The following is an 18,619-nucleotide window of genomic DNA, read 5'->3' as shown; positions in this document are numbered from 1 at the left end:
ACGCAACTTATCTTTTTCGAGCAGGCCCTTATGGAACGCACCTCGCGCCTCAACACCCTCGATAGCAGCGCCCAAGGCTGGGTCAATGGCTTTATCGGCGTGGTGATCTTCAGCGGCTCATTGCCGGCCACGCGCCTGGCGGTGATGGAATTCGACCCGGTGTTCCTGACCATGATCCGCGCCACCCTGGCTGCGGCGCTGGGGTTGTGCCTGCTGTGGCTGTTCAAGGAGAAACGCCCGGCGCGCGCGCAATGGATGCCGTTGGCAATCGTCGCGCTCGGCGTAGTGATTGGCTTCCCGCTGCTGACGGCGCTGGCGCTGCAATACGTGACCTCGGCGCACTCCATCGTCTTCATCGGCCTGCTGCCGCTGGCCACGGCGGTGTTTGGCGTGCTGCGTGGCGGTGAGCGGCCGCGCCCGGTGTTCTGGCTGTTTTCGATTCTCGGCAGCCTGTTGGTGATGGGCTACGCCTTCGCCCAAGGCTTGAGTGCCGCGCCGGTCGGTGACGTGCTGATGCTGCTGGCGGTGCTGGTGTGCGGTTTGGGTTATGCCGAGGGCGCCAAGTTGTCGCGCAGCCTGGGCGGCTGGCAGGTGATCTGCTGGGCGCTGGTGCTGTCGCTGCCGGTGGTGGCGCCGCTGAGTGTGATCCTCGCGCCGCCCACCTTGAGCGGCATCAGCCTGCCCGCCTGGCTGAGCCTGGGGTATGTGGCGCTGTTCAGCATGCTGATCGGTTTTGTGTTCTGGTATCGCGGCCTGGCCCAGGGTGGCATCGCCGCCGTCGGCCAATTGCAGTTGCTGCAACCGTTCTTCGGCCTGGCATTGGCGGCGGGCCTGCTGCATGAGCAGGTCAGCCTGGGCATGCTGCTGGTCACGGTTGCGGTGATCGCCTGCGTGGCCGGCGCGAAACGGTTTGCACGTTAACGCTGCGGCGCGACCATCTTGAATTTGATGTTGATGTCGTTGGACACCACGCTGTTGCCGGCCCACTCGCCCTCGCCGATCTTGAAGTCGTCGCGTTTGAGCACGAATTCACCGTCGAACACGCCAATGCCGCTTTGCTCCTTGAGCAACACAGTGATGTCCACCGGCCGCGTGATGCCTTTGATCGTCAGGTTGCCGGTGATCTTGTAGCGGTTATCGCCCAGCGCGGCGGCGCCGTTGGATTCATACACGCCGACCGGATAGGCCGCGGTGTCGAACCAGGCGGGCTGCTGCAGCTGGGTATTGGCGTCCTGGCTGCCGGCATCGATGCTGGCGAGCTGGATCTTGAGCAAGGCATGCGCCGCCTCGGGCTTTTGCGTGTCGAAACTCAGGGTGCCCTCAAAGTCGCTGAAGGTGCCATACACGCGCTGCCCGAACTGCTGAAAGGTAAAGCTGATCTGGCTGGCCGTGCGGTTCACATCTTTGTATTCCACGGCCTGCGCGTTGGCCAACCAACCGAAGACCAGCGCCAGCAAGCACACCTTGGACATTTGACGCTTCATGGAACACTCCGCAAAAGAAAAGGACACAGGTGCTGAGCTAACACGCCATGCCATGGATTTATTCCCTTTCGGTGCGCGCCCTGCTAAACAAAGTAGTCGCCAAAAGAAACAATAAGGACTTTGCATGCACACCCCTTCCCTGCAGGACACCACCGCCCCCGAAGGCATCTGCTACGGCTGCGGCGGCAGTAACCCGCATGGCCTGCACATCAAGAGCCGCTGGGCTGCCGATGGCGTCCATGTCATCGCCGAGCATCAGCCCGAGGCCAAGTACAGCGGCTGGCCCGACCTGGTCTACGGCGGCCTGATCGCCATGCTGGTGGACTGCCACTCCAACTGGACGGCGATGGCCTACCACTACCGCGCCGAACAGCGCGAACCCGGCAGCTTGCCGCGCATCGACTGCGTCACCGGCAACCTCGGCATCAAATTCATCAAGCCCACGCCCATGGGCGTCACGCTGAGCCTGCGCGCGCGGGTCGAGGGTGAGGTGGGGCGCAAAAGCCGCGTGGTCTGTGAGGTGTACGCCGGTGACGTGCTCACGGCTATCGGCGACTCGGTGTTCGTGCGCGTCGACACCGGCCAACTGGCCGCCGCCGCGCATGGTCGCGAGGGCTGATCCTGGTCTACATTGATTGCCACCGCTAATCGAGGATTGCACCGATGACTCGTCTCACCGCGAAAGACTTTGCCCCCGAACTGCTGGAACTCTATGACGGCTACGCCCACGGCAAGCTCAACCGCCGCGAATTTCTCGACCGCGCCGCGCTGTTCACCTTCGGCGGTCTCACGGCCTCCGCGCTGCTGGCGGCACTGAGCCCCAACTACGCGCTGGCCGAACAAGTCAAATTCACCGACCCGGACATCGTCGCCGACTACATCACCTACCCCTCGCCCAAAGGCAACGGCACCGTGCGCGGTTACCTGGTGCGCCCGGCCAACGCCAGCGGCAAACTGCCGGCGGTGGTGGTGGTGCACGAAAACCGCGGCCTCAACCCGTATATCGAAGACGTCGCCCGCCGCCTGGCCAAAGCCGGCTTCATCGCCCTGGCGCCCGACGGCCTGACCTCAATGGGCGGCTACCCCGGCAACGATGAAAAAGGCGTGGAATTGCAGCAAAAAGTCGACCCGGAAAAACTCATGAACGACTTCTTCGCCGCCATCGAATGGCTGATGCACCACGACAGCAGCACCGGCAAAGTCGGGATAACCGGCTTCTGCTATGGCGGCGGCGTGACCAATGCGGCGGCGGTGGCGTATCCGGAGTTGGGCGCGGCGGTGTCGTTCTACGGGAAGCAGCCGGAAGCGAAAGATGTGCCCCGCATCAAGGCGCCGATCATGTTGCATTACGGCGAGTTGGATACGCGGATCAACGAGGGTTGGCCGGCGTATGAGAAGGCGCTGAAGGCAGCGGGTACGACCTATGAGGCGTATATCTACAAGGGCGCCAACCATGGGTTTCATAATGATTCGACGCCAAGGTATGACGAGGCGGCGGCGAATCTGGCGTGGGAAAGAACCCTTGGGTGGTTCCACAAATACCTGGCCTGATCAGACTCTGAAATGTGGGAGCTGGCTTGCCTGCGAAGGCGGTCTGTCAGTGATAAATGGGCTGGCTGATTCACCGCTTTCGCGAGCAAGCCCGCTCCCACAGGTGGACCGCATTTATCCAGTTGCTCATCGCCGTGCCCTGCATGACTTGATTTGAAACACGGTCAAATGGTGGAAGCTGGCTTGCCTGCGAAGGCGGTCTGTCAGTGATAAATAGGCTGGCTGATCCACCGCTTTCGCGAGCAAGCCAGCTCCCACAGGTGGACCGCATTTATCCAGTTGCTGATCGCCGTACACTGCATGACTTGATTTGAAACGCGGGCAAACTGTGGGAGCTGGCTTGCCTGCGAAGGCGGTCTGTCAGTGACACATGGGCTGGCTGATTCACTGCTATCGCAGGCAAGCCAGCTCCCACAGGTGGACCGCATTTATCCAGTTGCTGATCGCCGTGCCCTGCATGACTTGATTTGAAACGCGGGCAAACTGTGGGAGCTGGCTTGCCTGCGATGGCGGTCTGTCAGTGATAAATGGGCTGGCTGATCCACCGCTATTACAGGCAACCCAGCTCCCACAGGTGGGCGGTGTTGAACCAGTTGCTGAGCGCCGTGCCCTGCATGACTTGATTTGAAACTTGGGCAAATTGTGGGAGCTGGCTTGCCTGCGAAGGCGGTCTGTTAGTGATAAATAGGCTGGCTGATCCACCGCTTTCGCGAGCAAGCCCGCTCCCACAGGTGGACCGCATTTATCCAGTTGCTGATCGCCGCGCCCTGCATGACTTGATTTGAAACGCGGGCAAACTGTGGGAGCTGGCTTGCCTGCGATGGCGGTCTGTCAGTGATAAATAGGCTGGCTGATCCACCGCTATCGCAGGCAAGCCCGCTCCCACAGGTGGGCTGTGTTGAACCAGTTGCTCATCGCCGCGCCCTGCATGACCTGATTTGAAACACGGGCAAATTGTGGGAGCTGGCTTGCCTGCGATGGCGGTCTGTCAGTGATAGATAGGCTGGCTGATTCACTGCTATCGCAGGCAAGCCAGCTCCCACAGATGGGCTGTGTTGATCCGGTTGCTGAGCGCCGTGCCCTGCATGACTTGATTTGAAACACGGGCAAATTGTGGGAGCTGGCTTGCCTGCGATGGCGGTCTGTCAGTGATAAATAGGCTGGCTGATCCACCGCTATCGCAGGCAAGCCAGCTCCCACAGGTGGACCGCATTTATCCAGTTGCTCATCGCCGCGCCCTGCATGACCTGATTTGAAACGCGGGCAAACTGTGGGAGCTGGCTTGCCTGCGATGGCGGTCTGTTAGTGACATTTAGGCTGGCTGACACAACGCTATCGCAGGCAAGCCAGCTCCCACATTTGCTCGTCGCTGCTCGCTAGATCAATGCTCCAACGCATACCGCCGGCAATGGTTGAGATAACCCTGCTCATGGCTGCCCACCAACTGCACCACACTGGTCCATAACCATGACGGCGCATCCAGCTGTTTCGAGCGGTTCTCCTGCAGCACGGCCATCCATTCCTTGCGCGTATCGCGGTCCATCTGTCGGGCGTGGGCGATGCCGACCACGCGGGCCAGGTAGCCGGCGGCGTGCATCGCATCGGTCTCGCTGAGTTCATCCAGCTCCAGCTTCATGTCCTGGGGCAGCAACTCGCGGATGAAAAATCCGTGGTCCAAAAAGCGCGTCGCCAACATGCGTTCACCCAGCCCCGGTGACAGCTGGCGCGCGCCCTCCACCACTCGGCGCCCGTTATCCCTGGGCATCTTCGCGCGGGCCGCACGCGGTGCAGCGGCGCCGACGGCTTCCTTGATGTCGATCAGGCAATATTCCTGATCATCCTTGTCGCCCACGCCCAGCAGTACCGCATAGCGCAACAGGCCGAGGGAGCTGCAGCCCTTGACCCAATAGGCGCAATCCAGCAGTTCAACTTCGGCGTCTTTTGGCCGGCCTTTGAGTGAGGTGACCAACTGGTGGAGCTCATCGGAGGCGCACAGCGTCTTCAGCGCAGCCTTTTCTGCGCGCGACAGCGACCAGAAATGCTTGCCCAGCGGAATCGTCGGTCGTACGTTTTCAATGCGTTCACGCGCCAAGTTCTTCCACGTGCGTTCCACCGCGCTGCGCATGCCGGCCTTGACCTGGGACGGACGTGGCGGTGCTTCATCGGGTTTGTCTTTAAAGGCCTGCTCGTAGCCGACCATCATTTCTTCGAGCATGCGCGCGGTGGTCACCCCCGGCAGGTCCGAGCCGCGCGCGGCGGTGGCCAACGACAGCGCCAGGCGCACCAGGTCGTGGGCGGGGTTGCCGATCACGGTCTGGTCGAGGTCGCGGATGTGCATGTCGATACGGCCTTTAGTGTCGCCGGTCGGGCCGAGGTTGCCCGCATGGCAATCGCCGCAGATCCAGATCGCCGGGCCGTGGGGCAAGCGGCGGCCGGGTTGGCTGTGCAGCCATTCGTAAAACTGCACCGTGCTGCCACGTACATAGGCATGGGCGGAACGCGCCATCTTCAAATTGCGTAGTTGCGTGAGGTGGGGCATGCGGTCGGCGGGGCGCGGGGTTTTCATGGATGAACTCAAGGCGGGAGAAACTGTAGATCGCTGCCGCCGAGAGAATGTTTCATTTTGTTTCAAATTAATGGCCTTAGGACAGCTTTCGATGCGCTGCCGACAATTCCTCCAGCCAGCCCTTGAACGCCAGCATCGCCGAAGTCTCCGCCCGCGACTGCAAGCGCGTCAGCCAATAACTGCCGGTGGTAATGCCGATATCGAACGGCTGGCGAATCACGTCCGTCGCCAATTGCCGCCAGAACATCATCGCCGGGGCCAATGCCACGCCGATGCCTTGCTGCGCCGCCTCCATCATTGCCAGTGACGAATCGAACACAATGCTGCGCGGCACGACGGTGTCGGCGGGCAGGCCTGCGGCCTGGAACCATTGGGTCCACTCATCGGCGCGGTAGGAGCGCAGCAGCGTGTGCTTCAACAGGTCGGCCGGCGTGCGCAATTGCTCGGCCAGCGTGGGCGTACACAGCACGGTCAGCGGCGCTGCGAGCAGCTCGCAGGCGTCGGTGCCGTGCCAGGCTCCAGCGCCGAAACGGATCGCGTAATCCAGGCCTTCGGCGGCTACGTCGACGCGGTTGTTGTGGGTGGACAGGCGCAGGTCGATAAACGGGTAGCGCGCCTGAAAGTCCGGCAGGCGCGGCAGCAGCCAACCCACGGTAAAGGTGCCCACCGCGCCCACGGTAAGCACTTCGCGATAATGCCCACCTTCAAACTGGTTGAGCGTCTGGGCAATGCGGTCAAACGATTCGCGCACCACCGGCAGCAAGGTCTCGCCCTCACTGGTGAGCATCAAGCCGCGTGGCAAGCGCTTGAACAAGGTGACATTGAGTTGTGCTTCCAGGCTCTTGACCTGATGGCTGACCGCCGCCTGGGTCACGCACAGCTCAATCGCGGCGCGGGTAAAGCTCAAGTGGCGGGCCGACGCCTCGAACGCGCGCAAGGCATTGAGCGGCAGATGGGAACGCAGCATGCTTGACCCTAATTTATCTAATGGCTGGTGCAAGATATGATCGTTTGATCGCGGCCGGCAAACTGCCTACATTTGCCCCGCCTGCGCAGGCTATCTATTTAATCGATCACCTCATGGAAGCGACATCATGCCCCAACTTTCTCTGTTTGGAGTGCGTAATTTAAACGCCCTGGCTGTATTGCTGGCAGCCGGCAACTGCCTGGCGGCCACAGACCTGCAAGCCGTGGTAGACGCCAGCGTAAAACCGTTGATGCAACAGCAGGCGATTCCGGGCCTGGCGGTCGCCGTGGTTCAGAACGGCAAGGTGCATTACTTTAACTACGGCACGGCGTCAAAAGAAACCCAGCAACCGGTCAGCGAAAACACCCTGTTCGAGATCGGCTCGGTGAGCAAAACCTTCACCGCCACCCTCGGCGGCTATGCCCAGGCGACCGGCAAGCTCAAGCTCTCGGACATCGCCAGCCAGCACCTGCCCGCGTTGGCCGGCAGCGCTTTCGACAAGATCAGCCTGGTGCAACTGGCGACCTACACCCCCGGCGGCCTGCCCCTGCAGTTCCCGGACGCGGCCGACAGCCCTGAGACCATGCTCGGCTACTTCCAGCATTGGAAGCCGACTTACACGCCAGGTACACAACGTTTGTATTCCAACCCGAGCATCGGGCTGTTCGGCTACCTGTCGGCGCAAAGCCTTGGCCAACCGTTCAACGTGGCCATGGAGAAAACCCTGCTGCCCAAGCTGGGCTTGACCAACACCCACGTCAGCGTGCCCGCCGACAAATCCAGCCTGTACGCCCAGGGCTATGACAAGAACTTGAAGCCCATCCGCGTCAGCCCCGGTGCACTCGACAGCGAAGCCTATGGCATCAAGACCAGCGCCCAGGACATGGCCCACTACGTAATGGTGAACATGCACCCGCAAACCCTGGAAAAACCGCTGCAGCAGGCGATTGCCACCACCCACGCGGGTTACTACACCGTGAACGGCATGACCCAAGGCCTGGGTTGGGAACGCTACCCTTACCCGATCACGCTGCAAGCCCTGCTGGAGGGCAACTCCACGCCGATGGCAATGGAGCCGCACAAGGTCACTTGGCTGACACCGGCCCAGCCGCAACCGGCGAACGTGCTGTACAACAAAACCGGCTCAACCGGCGGTTTTGGCGCGTACGTGGTGTACGTGCCGAGCAAGGACATCGGCGTGGTGATGTTGGCGAACAAGAATTACCCGAATGCTGAACGGGTCAAGGTGGCGCATGCGATCTTGAGTGCGATGGATCACTAAGCGGCAAGCCTGTTCCCGACCGTCGCGGGCACACGTGGCCGCGACGGCGTTAAGCGAGCACGCGCTTGTAGTAATTGTCATCCGGGCCAGGCTGGAAATGCAGGGTACTTAAAAACACCTCCAGCATATTGATATTGACCGCACCCTTGCACTGCCTCACAGCCTCCAAGTAACTGAGAAGCTGTGCGTAGGTTGCCTCCATCAGCGCCAGGGCGGCGTCAAATACACCGGCCTCACCGAAGTCCTGAATAATTTGTCTTTTCTGATCCGCCGTTAACGCGCCCTTCACCAATGGCCTGTTAGCCAGGATCATTAGAAATGACTTTGGGCCCCCTTCCAGATCCATTGCAAAGCTTTTCTTCTCAAAATGAGGGATATGATTAATATCGCAGTAATCATTGACGTAGCGATAATAGACACCCAACAGGTTCATCATCGACTTAAGTAAGCTATAGGTGTCAACATCCAGCGCCCTTAAACACTGACAGGCATTTAATAAAAACATGAAAAAACAACCCGTATTGGCTTGAGCGATGCAGCCATACTCTTCCAGGGAGGGCAACGTTTCACCGGCACTTACTTGAGCATCCAAGTACTGACCCACATGCAGGCACTCAAGACTCTCTATGCCGGCGCGGACAATATTCATATCATTTAACTCAGCGAGCATTCTCAGCCCGTCCAAGTAACCGTACATGCCTGAGACCAGCGCAACTTCCGGGCCATATTGCTTCCACACCGTTGGAATGCCTCGGCGCAAACTGTCCCCGTCGAGCAGGTCGTCATGAATCAATGAAGACAGGTTCATTCGCTCTATGGCAGCGCACAGCACGTGGGTTTGAGCGCAAGGCACGCCGTATAGCGCGCAGAGCGCCCACGCAAGCTCCGTTCGCACGAGCTTTCCAGGTGTGCGTTCTTGATACATGAAAGGCTCAGACCACTGGGCTTTGGCACCCAAGTACCAGGCATTATCAAATGACAAGCAGGAATTGACCATCTTCACGACCTCGTTGGCTGAAAGGTATGAGAGCGTCCATTCTCACTTTTTACACAGTGTTTTCTTCACGCGTAAAAGACCATCAACACAACACAGGCCACTGCTTTGCGTGGGCAACATTGCTACTCACTCAACGCTAGCAATGTTATGAGTACACCAACAAACTTTAACGAAATTAAAATCCCCGATATAAAAAACAAAAGGCATAAGCCCTTCGCTGCAAATCCCTGTAAAAAAAATAAGCTTGCCGCCCCATTCAGCACTATAAGTTATCTCACAGCCCTGCCCGATGACTGCACAATGGAAGATCTACTCATACTCGTTGACCTTAATGATCAGCAGATAGGCACTGCCGGAAAACTGCGCGCGCACCAAAAAAACTTGTTGCACCGTGCGTTCTCTATCTTCTTGTTCGACCGGGAGGCTCGTGTACTTCTGCAACAAAGAGCGGACGGCAAGTACCACTCCCCTGGACTGTGGAGTAATACCTGCTGCGGGCATCCACGACTGGGCGAGAAGACGCTGGATGCGGCAAAACGTCGACTGATGGAAGAGATGGGGCTGGCTTGTGAATTGGTCGAGCGCTTTACATTCACCTACCAAGCACAGGTGTCGCAAGCGTTGATGGAGTACGAATACGATCATGTCTTCGTGGGTATCAGTGACGCAGCACCCAATCCTGCCCCTGATGAAGCCAAGGCCTGGCGTTGGGTACACCCTCTCGACTTGCAGGATGAGCTGGAGAACGCACCCGATACCTTCACGATTTGGTTTCGCACACTGATCGAGCATTACGGGTTAAATGAGATAGCCAAGTGGGCAGGTACACCGGAGCACGCGCCCTCACCCTCATCGCCGCATAGCACCCCGCCGTCGGTTGCTCCCTTCCATTTACCCCGCTGGCTTGAAACAGCCACGTACCCGCTGAGCCCCTTTACGGATCAGGTCCAACAGCACACGCGTCAATGGCTCAAGTCCATGGGGTTGGAAGACAGCCCCGAAACCACCCGCCGATTGGACATATACGTTCCGGGTAAATACGCCGGTTACATGTGGAGTGCTGCCCCCCTTGAGATACTGCTCATTCTTTCCGACCTGGTGGGATGGTTCAGTTGCCAGGACGACCTTGCTGACGAAGACTGCAATAATCCCGAAACCCTTGAACGCTTGATTCGGGGCGTTTACACCACTGCCTTCACAGGCGACACCACCAACCGAGAGCCCTTGGCGCGTGCGCTGGCAGATATCATCCGGCGCGCGTCGCGCCTGATGCCGCCACTCTGGAAACAGCGCGTTGGCGAGCAATACTCAACGTACCTGACGCCCTCTACTACCGCGTTGATGCACCGCATCAACCACACACAGCCGGGTGTGGAAGGTTATGAAACGCTCTGGCAAAACGCTGGCGGTTTTCAAGTCTGTCTCGAGTTCATCTACCTGGTGCAAAACATCCAATTATCGTCGGCACTTTACTACAGCCAACCCTGGCAGGAACTGCGCAGCCTGGCCTTGAACTTGCTGAAGGCCGTCAACGACTTGCTGTCGTTTCGGATCATGGAAAACCCTGATGAAGACATCTACAACCTGCTCACTCACCTGAGGCACACCCAAGGCCTTGGCGCGGCGCAAGCCGCGAGCCAAGTGTCGCAACGCATCGACCAGTGGGCCACACAGTTCGCACGGGCTCAGGCCGCGCTGCCCGAGCGCCTGGCAGCGCTGGGCTATGAAGAGCGGGCTCAGGAGCAAGCGATGATCTGCGCCCAAGCCCTGCATGATCTATGGCGCGGCAACATCGCCTGGCACCTGGCAGTGCCGCGCTATCGAGAAATACGCTTCAAGGGCGAGTAATCAGCGCTGCCTTTACATCCCCAGCCAGTGCGGCAACGCCAGCGAGATAAACGGCAAGTAAGTCACCATAATCAGGAACACCAGCAGGATCATCAGCCACGGCAACGCCGCGCGGATGGTCTGCCCCAGCGTCAAACCGGTCACCGCCGAGGTCACGAACAGGTTCAACCCCACCGGCGGGTGCACCAGGCCGATTTCCATATTGACCACCATCACAATCCCCAAGTGAATCGGGTCAATGCCCAGCTTCATCGCGATCGGGAAGAAGATCGGCGCCAGGATCAGCACGATGGCCGACGGCTCCATGAAGCTGCCCGCCACCAGCAACACGATGTTGACCATGATCAAAAAGCCAATCGGCGTGAGGCCTTCGGAGATCACCCAGGCGGTGATTTCCTGCGGGATTTGTTCGGTGGTCAGCACGTGGGCAAACAGCATGGCGTTGGCGATGATAAACATCAGCATGATCGCCAGGCGTCCGGACTCCAGCAGCACCTTGGGGCAGTCACGCAGTTTCATGTCCTTGTAAACGAACAAAGCCACGAACGCCGAGTACACCGCCGCCACCGCCGCTGCTTCCGTCGGCGTGAACATGCCGCTGTAGATGCCGCCGAGGATGATCACCAGCAACAGCAAGCCCCAGAAGGCACGGCGCGCGCAGGTCAGCCATTCGCGAAAGGTCGCGCGTGGCTGCGCCGGCAGCTTTTTGATGCGCGCGACGATGTAGATCGCGACCATCAGCATCAGGCCCAACAGCAACCCAGGAATCACCCCGGCCATAAACAGCTTGCCCACCGAAGTTTCCGTGGCCGCCGAGTACACTACCATCACAATCGACGGCGGGATCAGGATGCCCAAGGTGCCGGCGTTGCAGATGATGCCGGCGCCGAATTCCTTCGGGTAACCGGAACGCACCATGCCCGCCACCGCAATCGAACCCACCGCTGCCACCGTCGCTGGCGATGAGCCGGACAGCGCCGCAAACAGCATGCACGCCAACACCGCCGCAATCGCCAGGCCACCACGGATGTGGCCGACACAGGCGTTGGCGAAGTCGATCAGCCGTTGCGCCACGCCGCCGGTGGTCATGAACGCGCCGGAGAGCAGGAAGAACGGAATCGCCAGGAAGGTGTAGGCGTCGGAGGTTTCAAACAGCTTGATCGCCAGCGAACTCACCGAGTCCTGGCTGAACATCAGGATCGACACCGCGCCGGACAACCCGAGGGAAATCGCAATCGGCACGCCGAGGAACATGAACACGAACAACAGCAAAAACAGACAGAGCACGGCCATCAGTGACGCTCCTCATGGCTGCCGGCCAACTTGCTGGCCTCACCGGCCTCGTCGGCCAGGCCCAACCCGACCTGACGGTGGGTAAAGATGCGGTAGAAAATTTCCAGGTAGCGGATAAACACCAGGGCGAAACCGATGGGCACGATGATCACGATATCGCCCACGTCCACGCCGTATTGGTCGAGGTCTTCGGCGCCGATGTGGGCGGTCATCACCGCGCTGACCCACTTGTAGCTGGCGACCATGAACAGCCCGGCGTACGCCAGGCAGCACAGGCACGCAAGCATGCCGAGCAGGCGCTGCACCGGGCGTTTGGTCAGCTTGACCAGCGCGTCCACGCCGAGGTGGCCGGCGGTGCGCACGCCATAGGAAATGCCGAAGAAAATCAGCCAGCCGAACATGGCCTTGGTCAGCGCCACGCTCCAGGTCATGTCCTGGGCCCAGGTCATGGTGTGGTCGCCCAGGGCGCCGAAGAATTGGCTGCTCCACGCCCACTTGTCGGACAAGGCAAAGAACAGCGTGTAGATGTTGTTGAGCATGACGTAGACGAATGTCACCAGGGTCATGGCGGCCAGCAGGAAGGCGATAAACCCTTCCTCCAGGTGCTCCCAGACGCGCCTTAGCGTTTGCATGGCAAAACCTCGCGAAGCGGGAATGATGTCGGGGTGGAGAGCGGAGCAAACTGTGGAAGCGGACCACTGTGGGAGCCGGGCTTGCCCGCGATGGGATCAACTCGGTGCTACAGATACACCGAGTTGCCTGCATCGCAGGCAAGCCAGCTCCCACATAAAGCCCTTTCCACAGTAGCTTTGGGTGGTCGCCCAATTACTGGTTGGACGCATCCGCCGCCTTGATCAGGTCAGCGCCGATCTCACCCTCGAACTTCTGCCACACCGGGCGCATGGCTTCGCGCCAGAGCTGGCGTTGCTCGGGGGTCAGTTCAATGATTTCGCTGGTCTTGGCGTCGATGATCTTCTGCTTGGCCGACTGGTTCAGCGCCTCGGCCTGTTTGTTCACCTCGACGGTGACTTCGGCCATGATCTGTTCCAGGGTGGTGCGGATGTCCGGCGGCAAGCCGTTCCAGAATTTGGCGTTGGTGATCACCATGTAGTCGATCAGGCCATGGTTGGATTCAGTGAAGTACTTCTGCACTTCGTTGACCTTCTGGCTTTCATAGTTCGACCAGGTGTTCTCGGTGCCGTTGACGGTGCCGGTCTGCAAGCCCTGGTAAACCTCGGCAAAGCTCATTTTGCGCGGGTTGGCGCGGATCGCCTTGAACTGTTCTTCGAGCACGCTGGAGGCCTGCACGCGGAACTTCAGGCCACGCGCATCCTTGGGTTCATGCAGCGCCTTGTTCGAGGAGAGTTGCTTGAGGCCGTTGTGCCAATAGGCCAGGCCGAGGATGTTCTTGTCCTGCATCGAAGTCAGCAGGGCCTTGCCCTGGGCGGCCTGGAAGCGGTCGACGGCGGCCAGGTCGTTGAACAGGAACGGCAGGTCGTAGATCTGCACTTGCTTGGTGTATTGCTCGAACTTGGCCAGCGACGGCGCCAGCATCTGCACGTCGCCCAGCAGCAGCGCTTCCATCTCCTTGCCGTCGCCAAACAGTGATGAGTTCGGGTACACCTCGACCTTGACCCGGCCCGGCAGGCGTTCTTCGGCGAGCTTCTTGAACAGCAGCGCGCCCTGGCCTTTGGGGGTATTTTCGGCGACCACGTGGGCGAACTTGATCACTATCGGGTCCGCCGCCTGGGCCAGGCCCGCGGCAAACAAGGTGGCGGCGCACAGCAGCGCCCGAGAAAGCTTGAGCATGGAAAATCACCTTCTTATTGTTGTGTTGTAGGGCAAGGTGCCTGATGTCACGCGTGTAGTGAATTTCGAATTTTAGATACCTGCGTTCGGTGTGGGTGAACGCCGATCTCATCAACGCCAGTGATCCCCTGTGGGAGCTGGCTTGCCTGCGATAGCGGTGTGTCAGGCAGTCAATTTGTTAGCTGAGCCACCGCTATCGCAGGCAAGCCAGCTCCCACAATTTTTGATTCGGTTTTGGTCAGTTAGAGCTGGGCGGCGAGCAACCTCTGCGCCCGCAGCAGCACCGGCGCATCCACCATCTGCCCATCAATCTGATACGCCCCTGCCCCATGTGCCCCAGCCTCCACCACGCGCTTGGCCCAGGCCAAATCATCGGCGCTCGGCGCCAGTGCCGCATGTATCACCGCCACCTGCTTGGGATGGATACACAGCGCACCGGCAAAGCCCATCTCGTAGGCGTGCCGGATCGAACGCCGCAACCCTTCAGGGTCATCGATTGCCGGGTGCACGCCATCCAGCGGCGCGACCAGACCCGCAGCGCGCGAGTGCACGATCAACGCCAGGCGTGCCTGGTCGAGGGCGAACTGCGCAGCAGGCGAGTTGCTGCTCAGGTTCAAGTCCAGCGCCAGGTCCAGGCCGCCAAACGACAGGCGTTCCACCTGCGGCGCATGGGCGATTTCGGCGACTGCCAACAAACCCCGCGCGCTTTCGATGATCGGCCAGATCAGTTTGCCGGTAGCAGCCACCACGGCGACCTGGGCCGCGCTTTCCACCTTCGGCAACAGCACACCGGCCACGTTGGCGTGGGCCTTGCAGAACGCCACATCTTCAAAGTGCTCGGCATGTTCCGGTGCGTTGATGCGCACCCACACCTGAGCCTCGGGATGCTCGTTAAGAAACGCGCCGAGGTTGTCTCGCGCCTGACGCTTGAGCGGCTCTTCCACCGCGTCTTCAAAATCCACAATCACCGCATCGGCGCCACTGGCCAACGCCTTGGAAAACCGCTCCGGGCGGCTGCCCGGTACAAACAAGGCCGAACGCACTAAAGGCTTTGGCATCAGGTAAATTCCTTATTAGATAACGCCGCGCGCGCGCAGGCTGTCGATGGCATCGGCCGAGTAGCCGAGCCGGTCGAGAATGCTCATGCTGTGCTGCCCCAGCGCGGGCACAGCGTCCATTCGCGGCGTGAACGCGGCATTGCGCGCCGGTGGCAGCAGCGACGGCAACGGCCCGGCCGGGCTCTGGACTTCACGCCAGCTGTCGCGCGCCTTGAGCTGCGGGTGGTCCCACACTCCCTGCATGTCATTGACGCGCGCACTGGCGATTTGCGCGTCTTCCAAGCGCTGAATCACCGCCTCGGCGTCCAGCTGCGCAAAGCTGTCGACGATGATCTGGCGCAGCACCTCGCGGTTGGCCGAACGCTTGAAGTTGGCCGAGAAACGCTCATCGGTCGCAAGCTCAGGCGTGAGCAGCACCTTGTCGCAGAACGCCGCCCATTCGCGCTCGTTCTGCAAACCGAGCATCACCGTGCTGCCGTCGCCGGTGGGAAACGGCCCGTACGGGTAAATCGTCGAATGCGCCGCCCCAGCGCGCGGTGGCTGAGGCGCGCCGTCGAACGCGTAGTACATCGGGTAGCCCATCCACTCCACCAGGCTTTCGAGCATGCTCACATCGATGCGGCTGCCCTTCCCGGTCTTGCCGCGCAGCAGCAGTGCCGAGAGGATGCCGCTGTAGGCGTACATGCCCGCCGAGATATCGGCGATGGAGCAACCGGCCTTGGCCATCTGGTCGTCACCGGGGCCACCGGTCACCGACAAAAAGCCGCCCTCGCTCTGGATCAGCAAGTCATAGGCCTTCTTCTTCTCGTAAGGCCCGCCTTCGCCATAGCCGGAAATATCGCAGACGATCAGCCGTGGGAAACGCTCCTGCAGCGCCTCGAACGACAAGCCCATGCGCGCCGCCGCACCGGGTGCGAGGTTTTGCACCAGCACGTCGGCGTCGGCCAGCAAGCTGTCGAGAATGTCGCCCGCCTCGTCCTGCTTGAGGTCCAGGGTCAGGCTTTCCTTGGAGCGGTTGGTCCACACAAAATGCGAGGCCAGGCCGCGCACGCGCTCGTCATAGCCACGGGCAAAGTCACCGGCGCCTGGGCGTTCGATCTTGATCACGCGCGCGCCCAAATCGGCCAATTGGCGGGTGCAGAATGGCGCGGCAATTGCGTGTTCCAGGCTGACAACGGTGATGCCGTCCAGCGGTCGTTGATGAGTCATCACAGTTCCTCAGAGCCAGTGGGCCATGGACGCCGCGTTACGCAGGTTCCAGACCTTGTCGATCAGTGCATTGGCTTGTGCCGGTGTACGCGCGCCGCTGAAGTGGGTCAGGCGCTGGAATTTATCTGCCAGCTCCACACGGCTCAGGGTGTTGCCCGGGTCGCCCTTCGGCTCATCAATGGCGCCGTGCAGCGTGCGGCCGTCGAGCGTGGTGACGGTGACGCGGCCCAGCCAGCGTTGCGGGTAAGCGCCGTCGACCTCGGGGTCGAGGGTCATGCTGACTTTGTCGCGAAACGTCGAGACGGCCGGATCGCTCAGCGCCAGTTCGTGGAACTCGGTGAGCCCGGCCTTGCCGTGCACGGCGATCAGGCCGAGCACGGTGCCCATGGAGAACTTGGCCTGGTGCACGCTGGCAGGCACGGTGACGCGCCCCAGCACATCAATGGCGCCCTGATGCACACGGGTTTCCACGCGCGCAATCTGATCGGCGCCCAGCCCTTCGCGCTGCATCAACTCCAACAGCGCATCGGCGGCCGGATGGGTGTGGCGGCACGAGGCGTGGAACTTGAACGAGGTTTCCAGCAGTGCCCAGCGCGTGCCGAGGTCAGCGGACAATTTGCTGGGTTCAGCGTCGCTGGACATGCCCGCCGCCAAACCCTGGTCGCCTTCAAGAATATTGCGCGCGCCGGTCAGCCCGTCCGCCGTCAGGTAGGCGGCGAGCAAACCATCGGCTGCGGCCTTGGCGGTGTGCAGCTGCTTGGAATCGGCGGCATCGCGCAAAAATTCCCACAGCCCTGCAGCCTGAGTGCCGGCACTGCCGAGCACATTGATGAATTGCTCCTGGTTGAAATCCAGCAGCTTGCCCACGGCAACGGCAGCCGCCAAGGTGCCGACAGTCGCCGTGGTGTGAAAGATGCGGTAGTGCGAACGCCCCATGAATTCGCCGATGCGAATCCCGGCCTCGTAGCCCGCCACCGACGCCAGCAGCAGCTCGCGGCCGGATTTGCCGAGGTCTTGCGCGGCGGCCAAGGCGGCGGGAAACACCACCGTGGCCGGGTGCAGCACCGAGCTGTTGTGCAGGTCATCCTGCTCCACCAGATGGGACGAGGCGCCGTTCACCAGCGCGGCGAAATACGCGCTGCTGCTGGCGCCGTTAACGATGATCTGCGCCGGGCCAGTGCTCGGGCCCATCTTTTGCGCGTAGCGTTCGAACAGTGGAATCGGGTGCGCGCCTTTGCTGGCCAGCGCCGAGGCCAGCCAATCCAGATACAGGTCTTCGGTGCGCGCCAGCACGTTGTCGGGCAACTGTTCGTAGCTCAACTCGGCAAGGAACCGACACAAGGCGTGGGTATGGCTCATGGTCAGGCCCTCAGAAGCTGCGTGGCAGTTCGAGCAGATGCTCGGCCACGTACGACAGGATCAGGTTGGTGGAGATCGGCGCCACTTGGTACAGGCGCGTTTCGCGGAATTTGCGCTCCACGTCGTATTCGCAGGCGAAGCCAAAGCCGCCGTGGGTTTGCAGGCAGGCGTTGGCCGCTTCCCAGGACGCCTTGGCCGCCAGGTACTTGGCCATATTGGCGCTGGCCCCGGCGCTCTTGCCGCTGTCGTATTCCTCGCAGGCACGCCAGCGCATCAGGTCCGCCGCTTCGATTTCGATGTGCGCTTCGGCAATCGGGAACTGCACGCCCTGGTTCTGCCCGATGGGCCGGCCAAACACCACGCGGTCACGGGCATAGGCGCTGGCCTTTTCGATAAACCAGCGGCCGTCGCCGATGCACTCGGCAGCGATCAGCGTGCGCTCGGCATTCAGGCCGTCGAGGATATATTTGAAGCCATTGCCCTCCTCGCCAATCAGGCTGTCGAGGGGTAACTCCAGGTTGTCGAAAAACAGCTCGTTGGTTTCGTGGTTGACCATATTGGCGATGGGCTGCACGGTCAGGCCGTTGCCGATGGCTTCGCGCAGGTCCACCAGGAAAATCGACATGCCTTCGGACTTTTTCTTCACCTCGGCCAGCGGCGTGGTGCGCGCCAGCAGGATCATCAGGTCGGAATGCTGCACCCGCGAGATCCAGACTTTCTGGCCGTTGATCACGTATTTGTCGCCGCTCCGAATCGCGGTGGTCTTGATCTTGGTGGTATCGGTGCCGGTGGTGGGCTCGGTGACGCCCATCGATTGCAGGCGCAATTCGCCGCTGGCGAGCTTGGGCAGGTAGAAGCTTTTTTGCGCTTCGCTGCCGTGGCGAAGCAGTGTGAACATGTTGTACATCTGGCCGTGAACCGTGCCGGAGTTGCCGCCGCAACGGTTCACTTCTTCCAGAATCACCGAGGCTTCGGCCAGGCCCAGGCCGGAGCCGCCGTATTCTTCGGGAATCATCGCCGACAACCAGCCGGCGTCGGTCAGGGCCTTGACGAAGGCTTCGGGGAAGCCTTTTTCTTCATCGACCTTGCGCCAGTAAGCGCCATCGAATTCAGCGCACAAGGCGCGCACGCCTTCGCGGATGGCATTGAGTTCTTCGTTGTCATTCGGGTTCATTAACGGCTCTCCGCCTGTTGTT

The 18,619-nt window shown here is 60.7% G+C and carries 16 protein-coding genes; 5 read left to right on the top strand and 11 right to left on the bottom strand.

Features of this window, described 5'->3' with window-relative positions:
- Positions 1-30 precede the first annotated feature (30 nt).
- A complete protein-coding gene (locus PspR76_RS13925) occupies positions 31-921 on the top strand; it encodes a DMT family transporter (protein ID WP_159956102.1) in 891 nt (296 codons plus the stop codon).
- Here the strand turns inward: PspR76_RS13925 and PspR76_RS13920 are convergent.
- Positions 918-1,472, bottom strand: coding sequence for a YceI family protein (locus PspR76_RS13920; RefSeq protein ID WP_442966825.1), 555 nt, complete (start codon positions 1,470-1,472; stop codon positions 918-920). The genes PspR76_RS13925 and PspR76_RS13920 overlap by 4 nt on opposite strands.
- Positions 1,473-1,608: 136 nt before the next feature.
- On the opposite strand from PspR76_RS13920, the gene PspR76_RS13915 reads away from it, so the two are divergent.
- Together PspR76_RS13915 and yghX are read left to right on the top strand one after the other, a co-directional pair.
- Positions 1,609-2,103, top strand: a complete 495-nt coding sequence (locus PspR76_RS13915; protein WP_159956098.1) for a PaaI family thioesterase — start codon at positions 1,609-1,611, stop codon at positions 2,101-2,103.
- A gap of 44 nt (positions 2,104-2,147) precedes the next feature.
- Positions 2,148-3,035, top strand: coding sequence for a YghX family hydrolase (yghX, locus tag PspR76_RS13910; protein WP_159956096.1), 888 nt, complete (start codon positions 2,148-2,150; stop codon positions 3,033-3,035).
- A gap of 1,381 nt (positions 3,036-4,416) precedes the next feature.
- On the opposite strand, the gene PspR76_RS13905 is transcribed toward yghX, so the two are convergent.
- The gene (locus tag PspR76_RS13905) at positions 4,417-5,601 is read right to left on the bottom strand and encodes a DUF2252 domain-containing protein (RefSeq protein WP_159956094.1); all 1,185 of its coding nucleotides are present in this window, start codon (positions 5,599-5,601) and stop codon (positions 4,417-4,419) included.
- Between the two features lie 76 nt (positions 5,602-5,677).
- On the bottom strand, positions 5,678-6,568 hold the full coding sequence (locus PspR76_RS13900) for a LysR family transcriptional regulator (protein WP_159956093.1): 891 nt from the start codon (positions 6,566-6,568) through the stop codon (positions 5,678-5,680).
- A 127-nt stretch (positions 6,569-6,695) separates the two neighbouring features.
- Between PspR76_RS13900 and ampC the strand changes: the two genes are divergently transcribed.
- Positions 6,696-7,850 (top strand): class C beta-lactamase, encoded by a 1,155-nt coding sequence (ampC, locus tag PspR76_RS13895; protein WP_159956092.1) that lies wholly within the window; start codon positions 6,696-6,698, stop codon positions 7,848-7,850.
- Positions 7,851-7,899: 49 nt separating this feature from the next.
- Here ampC and PspR76_RS13890 read toward each other — a convergent pair whose 3' ends face one another.
- Positions 7,900-8,847: a polyprenyl synthetase family protein gene (locus PspR76_RS13890; RefSeq protein ID WP_159956091.1), complete on the bottom strand. Its 948-nt coding sequence runs from the start codon at positions 8,845-8,847 to the stop codon at positions 7,900-7,902.
- Between the two features lie 300 nt (positions 8,848-9,147).
- Between PspR76_RS13890 and idi the strand changes: the two genes are divergently transcribed.
- Entirely contained in the window at positions 9,148-10,695 is a 1,548-nt protein-coding gene (gene idi, locus PspR76_RS31255; RefSeq protein WP_237235759.1) for an isopentenyl-diphosphate Delta-isomerase, read from the top strand.
- Positions 10,696-10,707: 12 nt separating this feature from the next.
- On the opposite strand, the gene dctM is transcribed toward idi, so the two are convergent.
- The 7 genes from dctM to PspR76_RS13845 form a co-directional block, all read right to left on the bottom strand.
- Positions 10,708-11,988: a C4-dicarboxylate TRAP transporter large permease protein DctM gene (gene dctM, locus PspR76_RS13875; protein ID WP_159956090.1), complete on the bottom strand. Its 1,281-nt coding sequence runs from the start codon at positions 11,986-11,988 to the stop codon at positions 10,708-10,710.
- The gene (locus tag PspR76_RS13870; RefSeq protein WP_159956089.1) at positions 11,988-12,620 is read right to left on the bottom strand and encodes a TRAP transporter small permease; all 633 of its coding nucleotides are present in this window, start codon (positions 12,618-12,620) and stop codon (positions 11,988-11,990) included. The genes dctM and PspR76_RS13870 overlap by 1 nt, the downstream gene beginning before the upstream one ends.
- A 193-nt stretch (positions 12,621-12,813) precedes the next feature.
- Positions 12,814-13,797, bottom strand: coding sequence for a TRAP transporter substrate-binding protein (locus PspR76_RS13865; protein WP_159956088.1), 984 nt, complete (start codon positions 13,795-13,797; stop codon positions 12,814-12,816).
- Positions 13,798-14,039: 242 nt separating this feature from the next.
- Entirely contained in the window at positions 14,040-14,855 is an 816-nt protein-coding gene (locus tag PspR76_RS13860) for an HpcH/HpaI aldolase/citrate lyase family protein (RefSeq protein WP_159956087.1), read from the bottom strand.
- A 15-nt stretch (positions 14,856-14,870) separates the two neighbouring features.
- Positions 14,871-16,064, bottom strand: coding sequence for a CaiB/BaiF CoA transferase family protein (locus PspR76_RS13855; RefSeq protein WP_159956086.1), 1,194 nt, complete (start codon positions 16,062-16,064; stop codon positions 14,871-14,873).
- Positions 16,065-16,073: 9 nt separating this feature from the next.
- Complete coding sequence (locus PspR76_RS13850; RefSeq protein WP_159956084.1) at positions 16,074-17,423, bottom strand: MmgE/PrpD family protein; 1,350 nt, start codon at positions 17,421-17,423, stop codon at positions 16,074-16,076.
- A 10-nt stretch (positions 17,424-17,433) separates the two neighbouring features.
- Complete coding sequence (locus PspR76_RS13845; RefSeq protein ID WP_159956082.1) at positions 17,434-18,597, bottom strand: acyl-CoA dehydrogenase family protein; 1,164 nt, start codon at positions 18,595-18,597, stop codon at positions 17,434-17,436.
- Positions 18,598-18,619: the final 22 nt, after the last annotated feature.

The sequence above is a fragment of the Pseudomonas sp. R76 genome (genome assembly GCF_009834565.1).
Classification (GTDB): domain Bacteria; phylum Pseudomonadota; class Gammaproteobacteria; order Pseudomonadales; family Pseudomonadaceae; genus Aquipseudomonas.
Note: the sequence above shows the minus strand (reverse complement) of the source record. Positions and strands in the feature narration are given on the sequence as shown.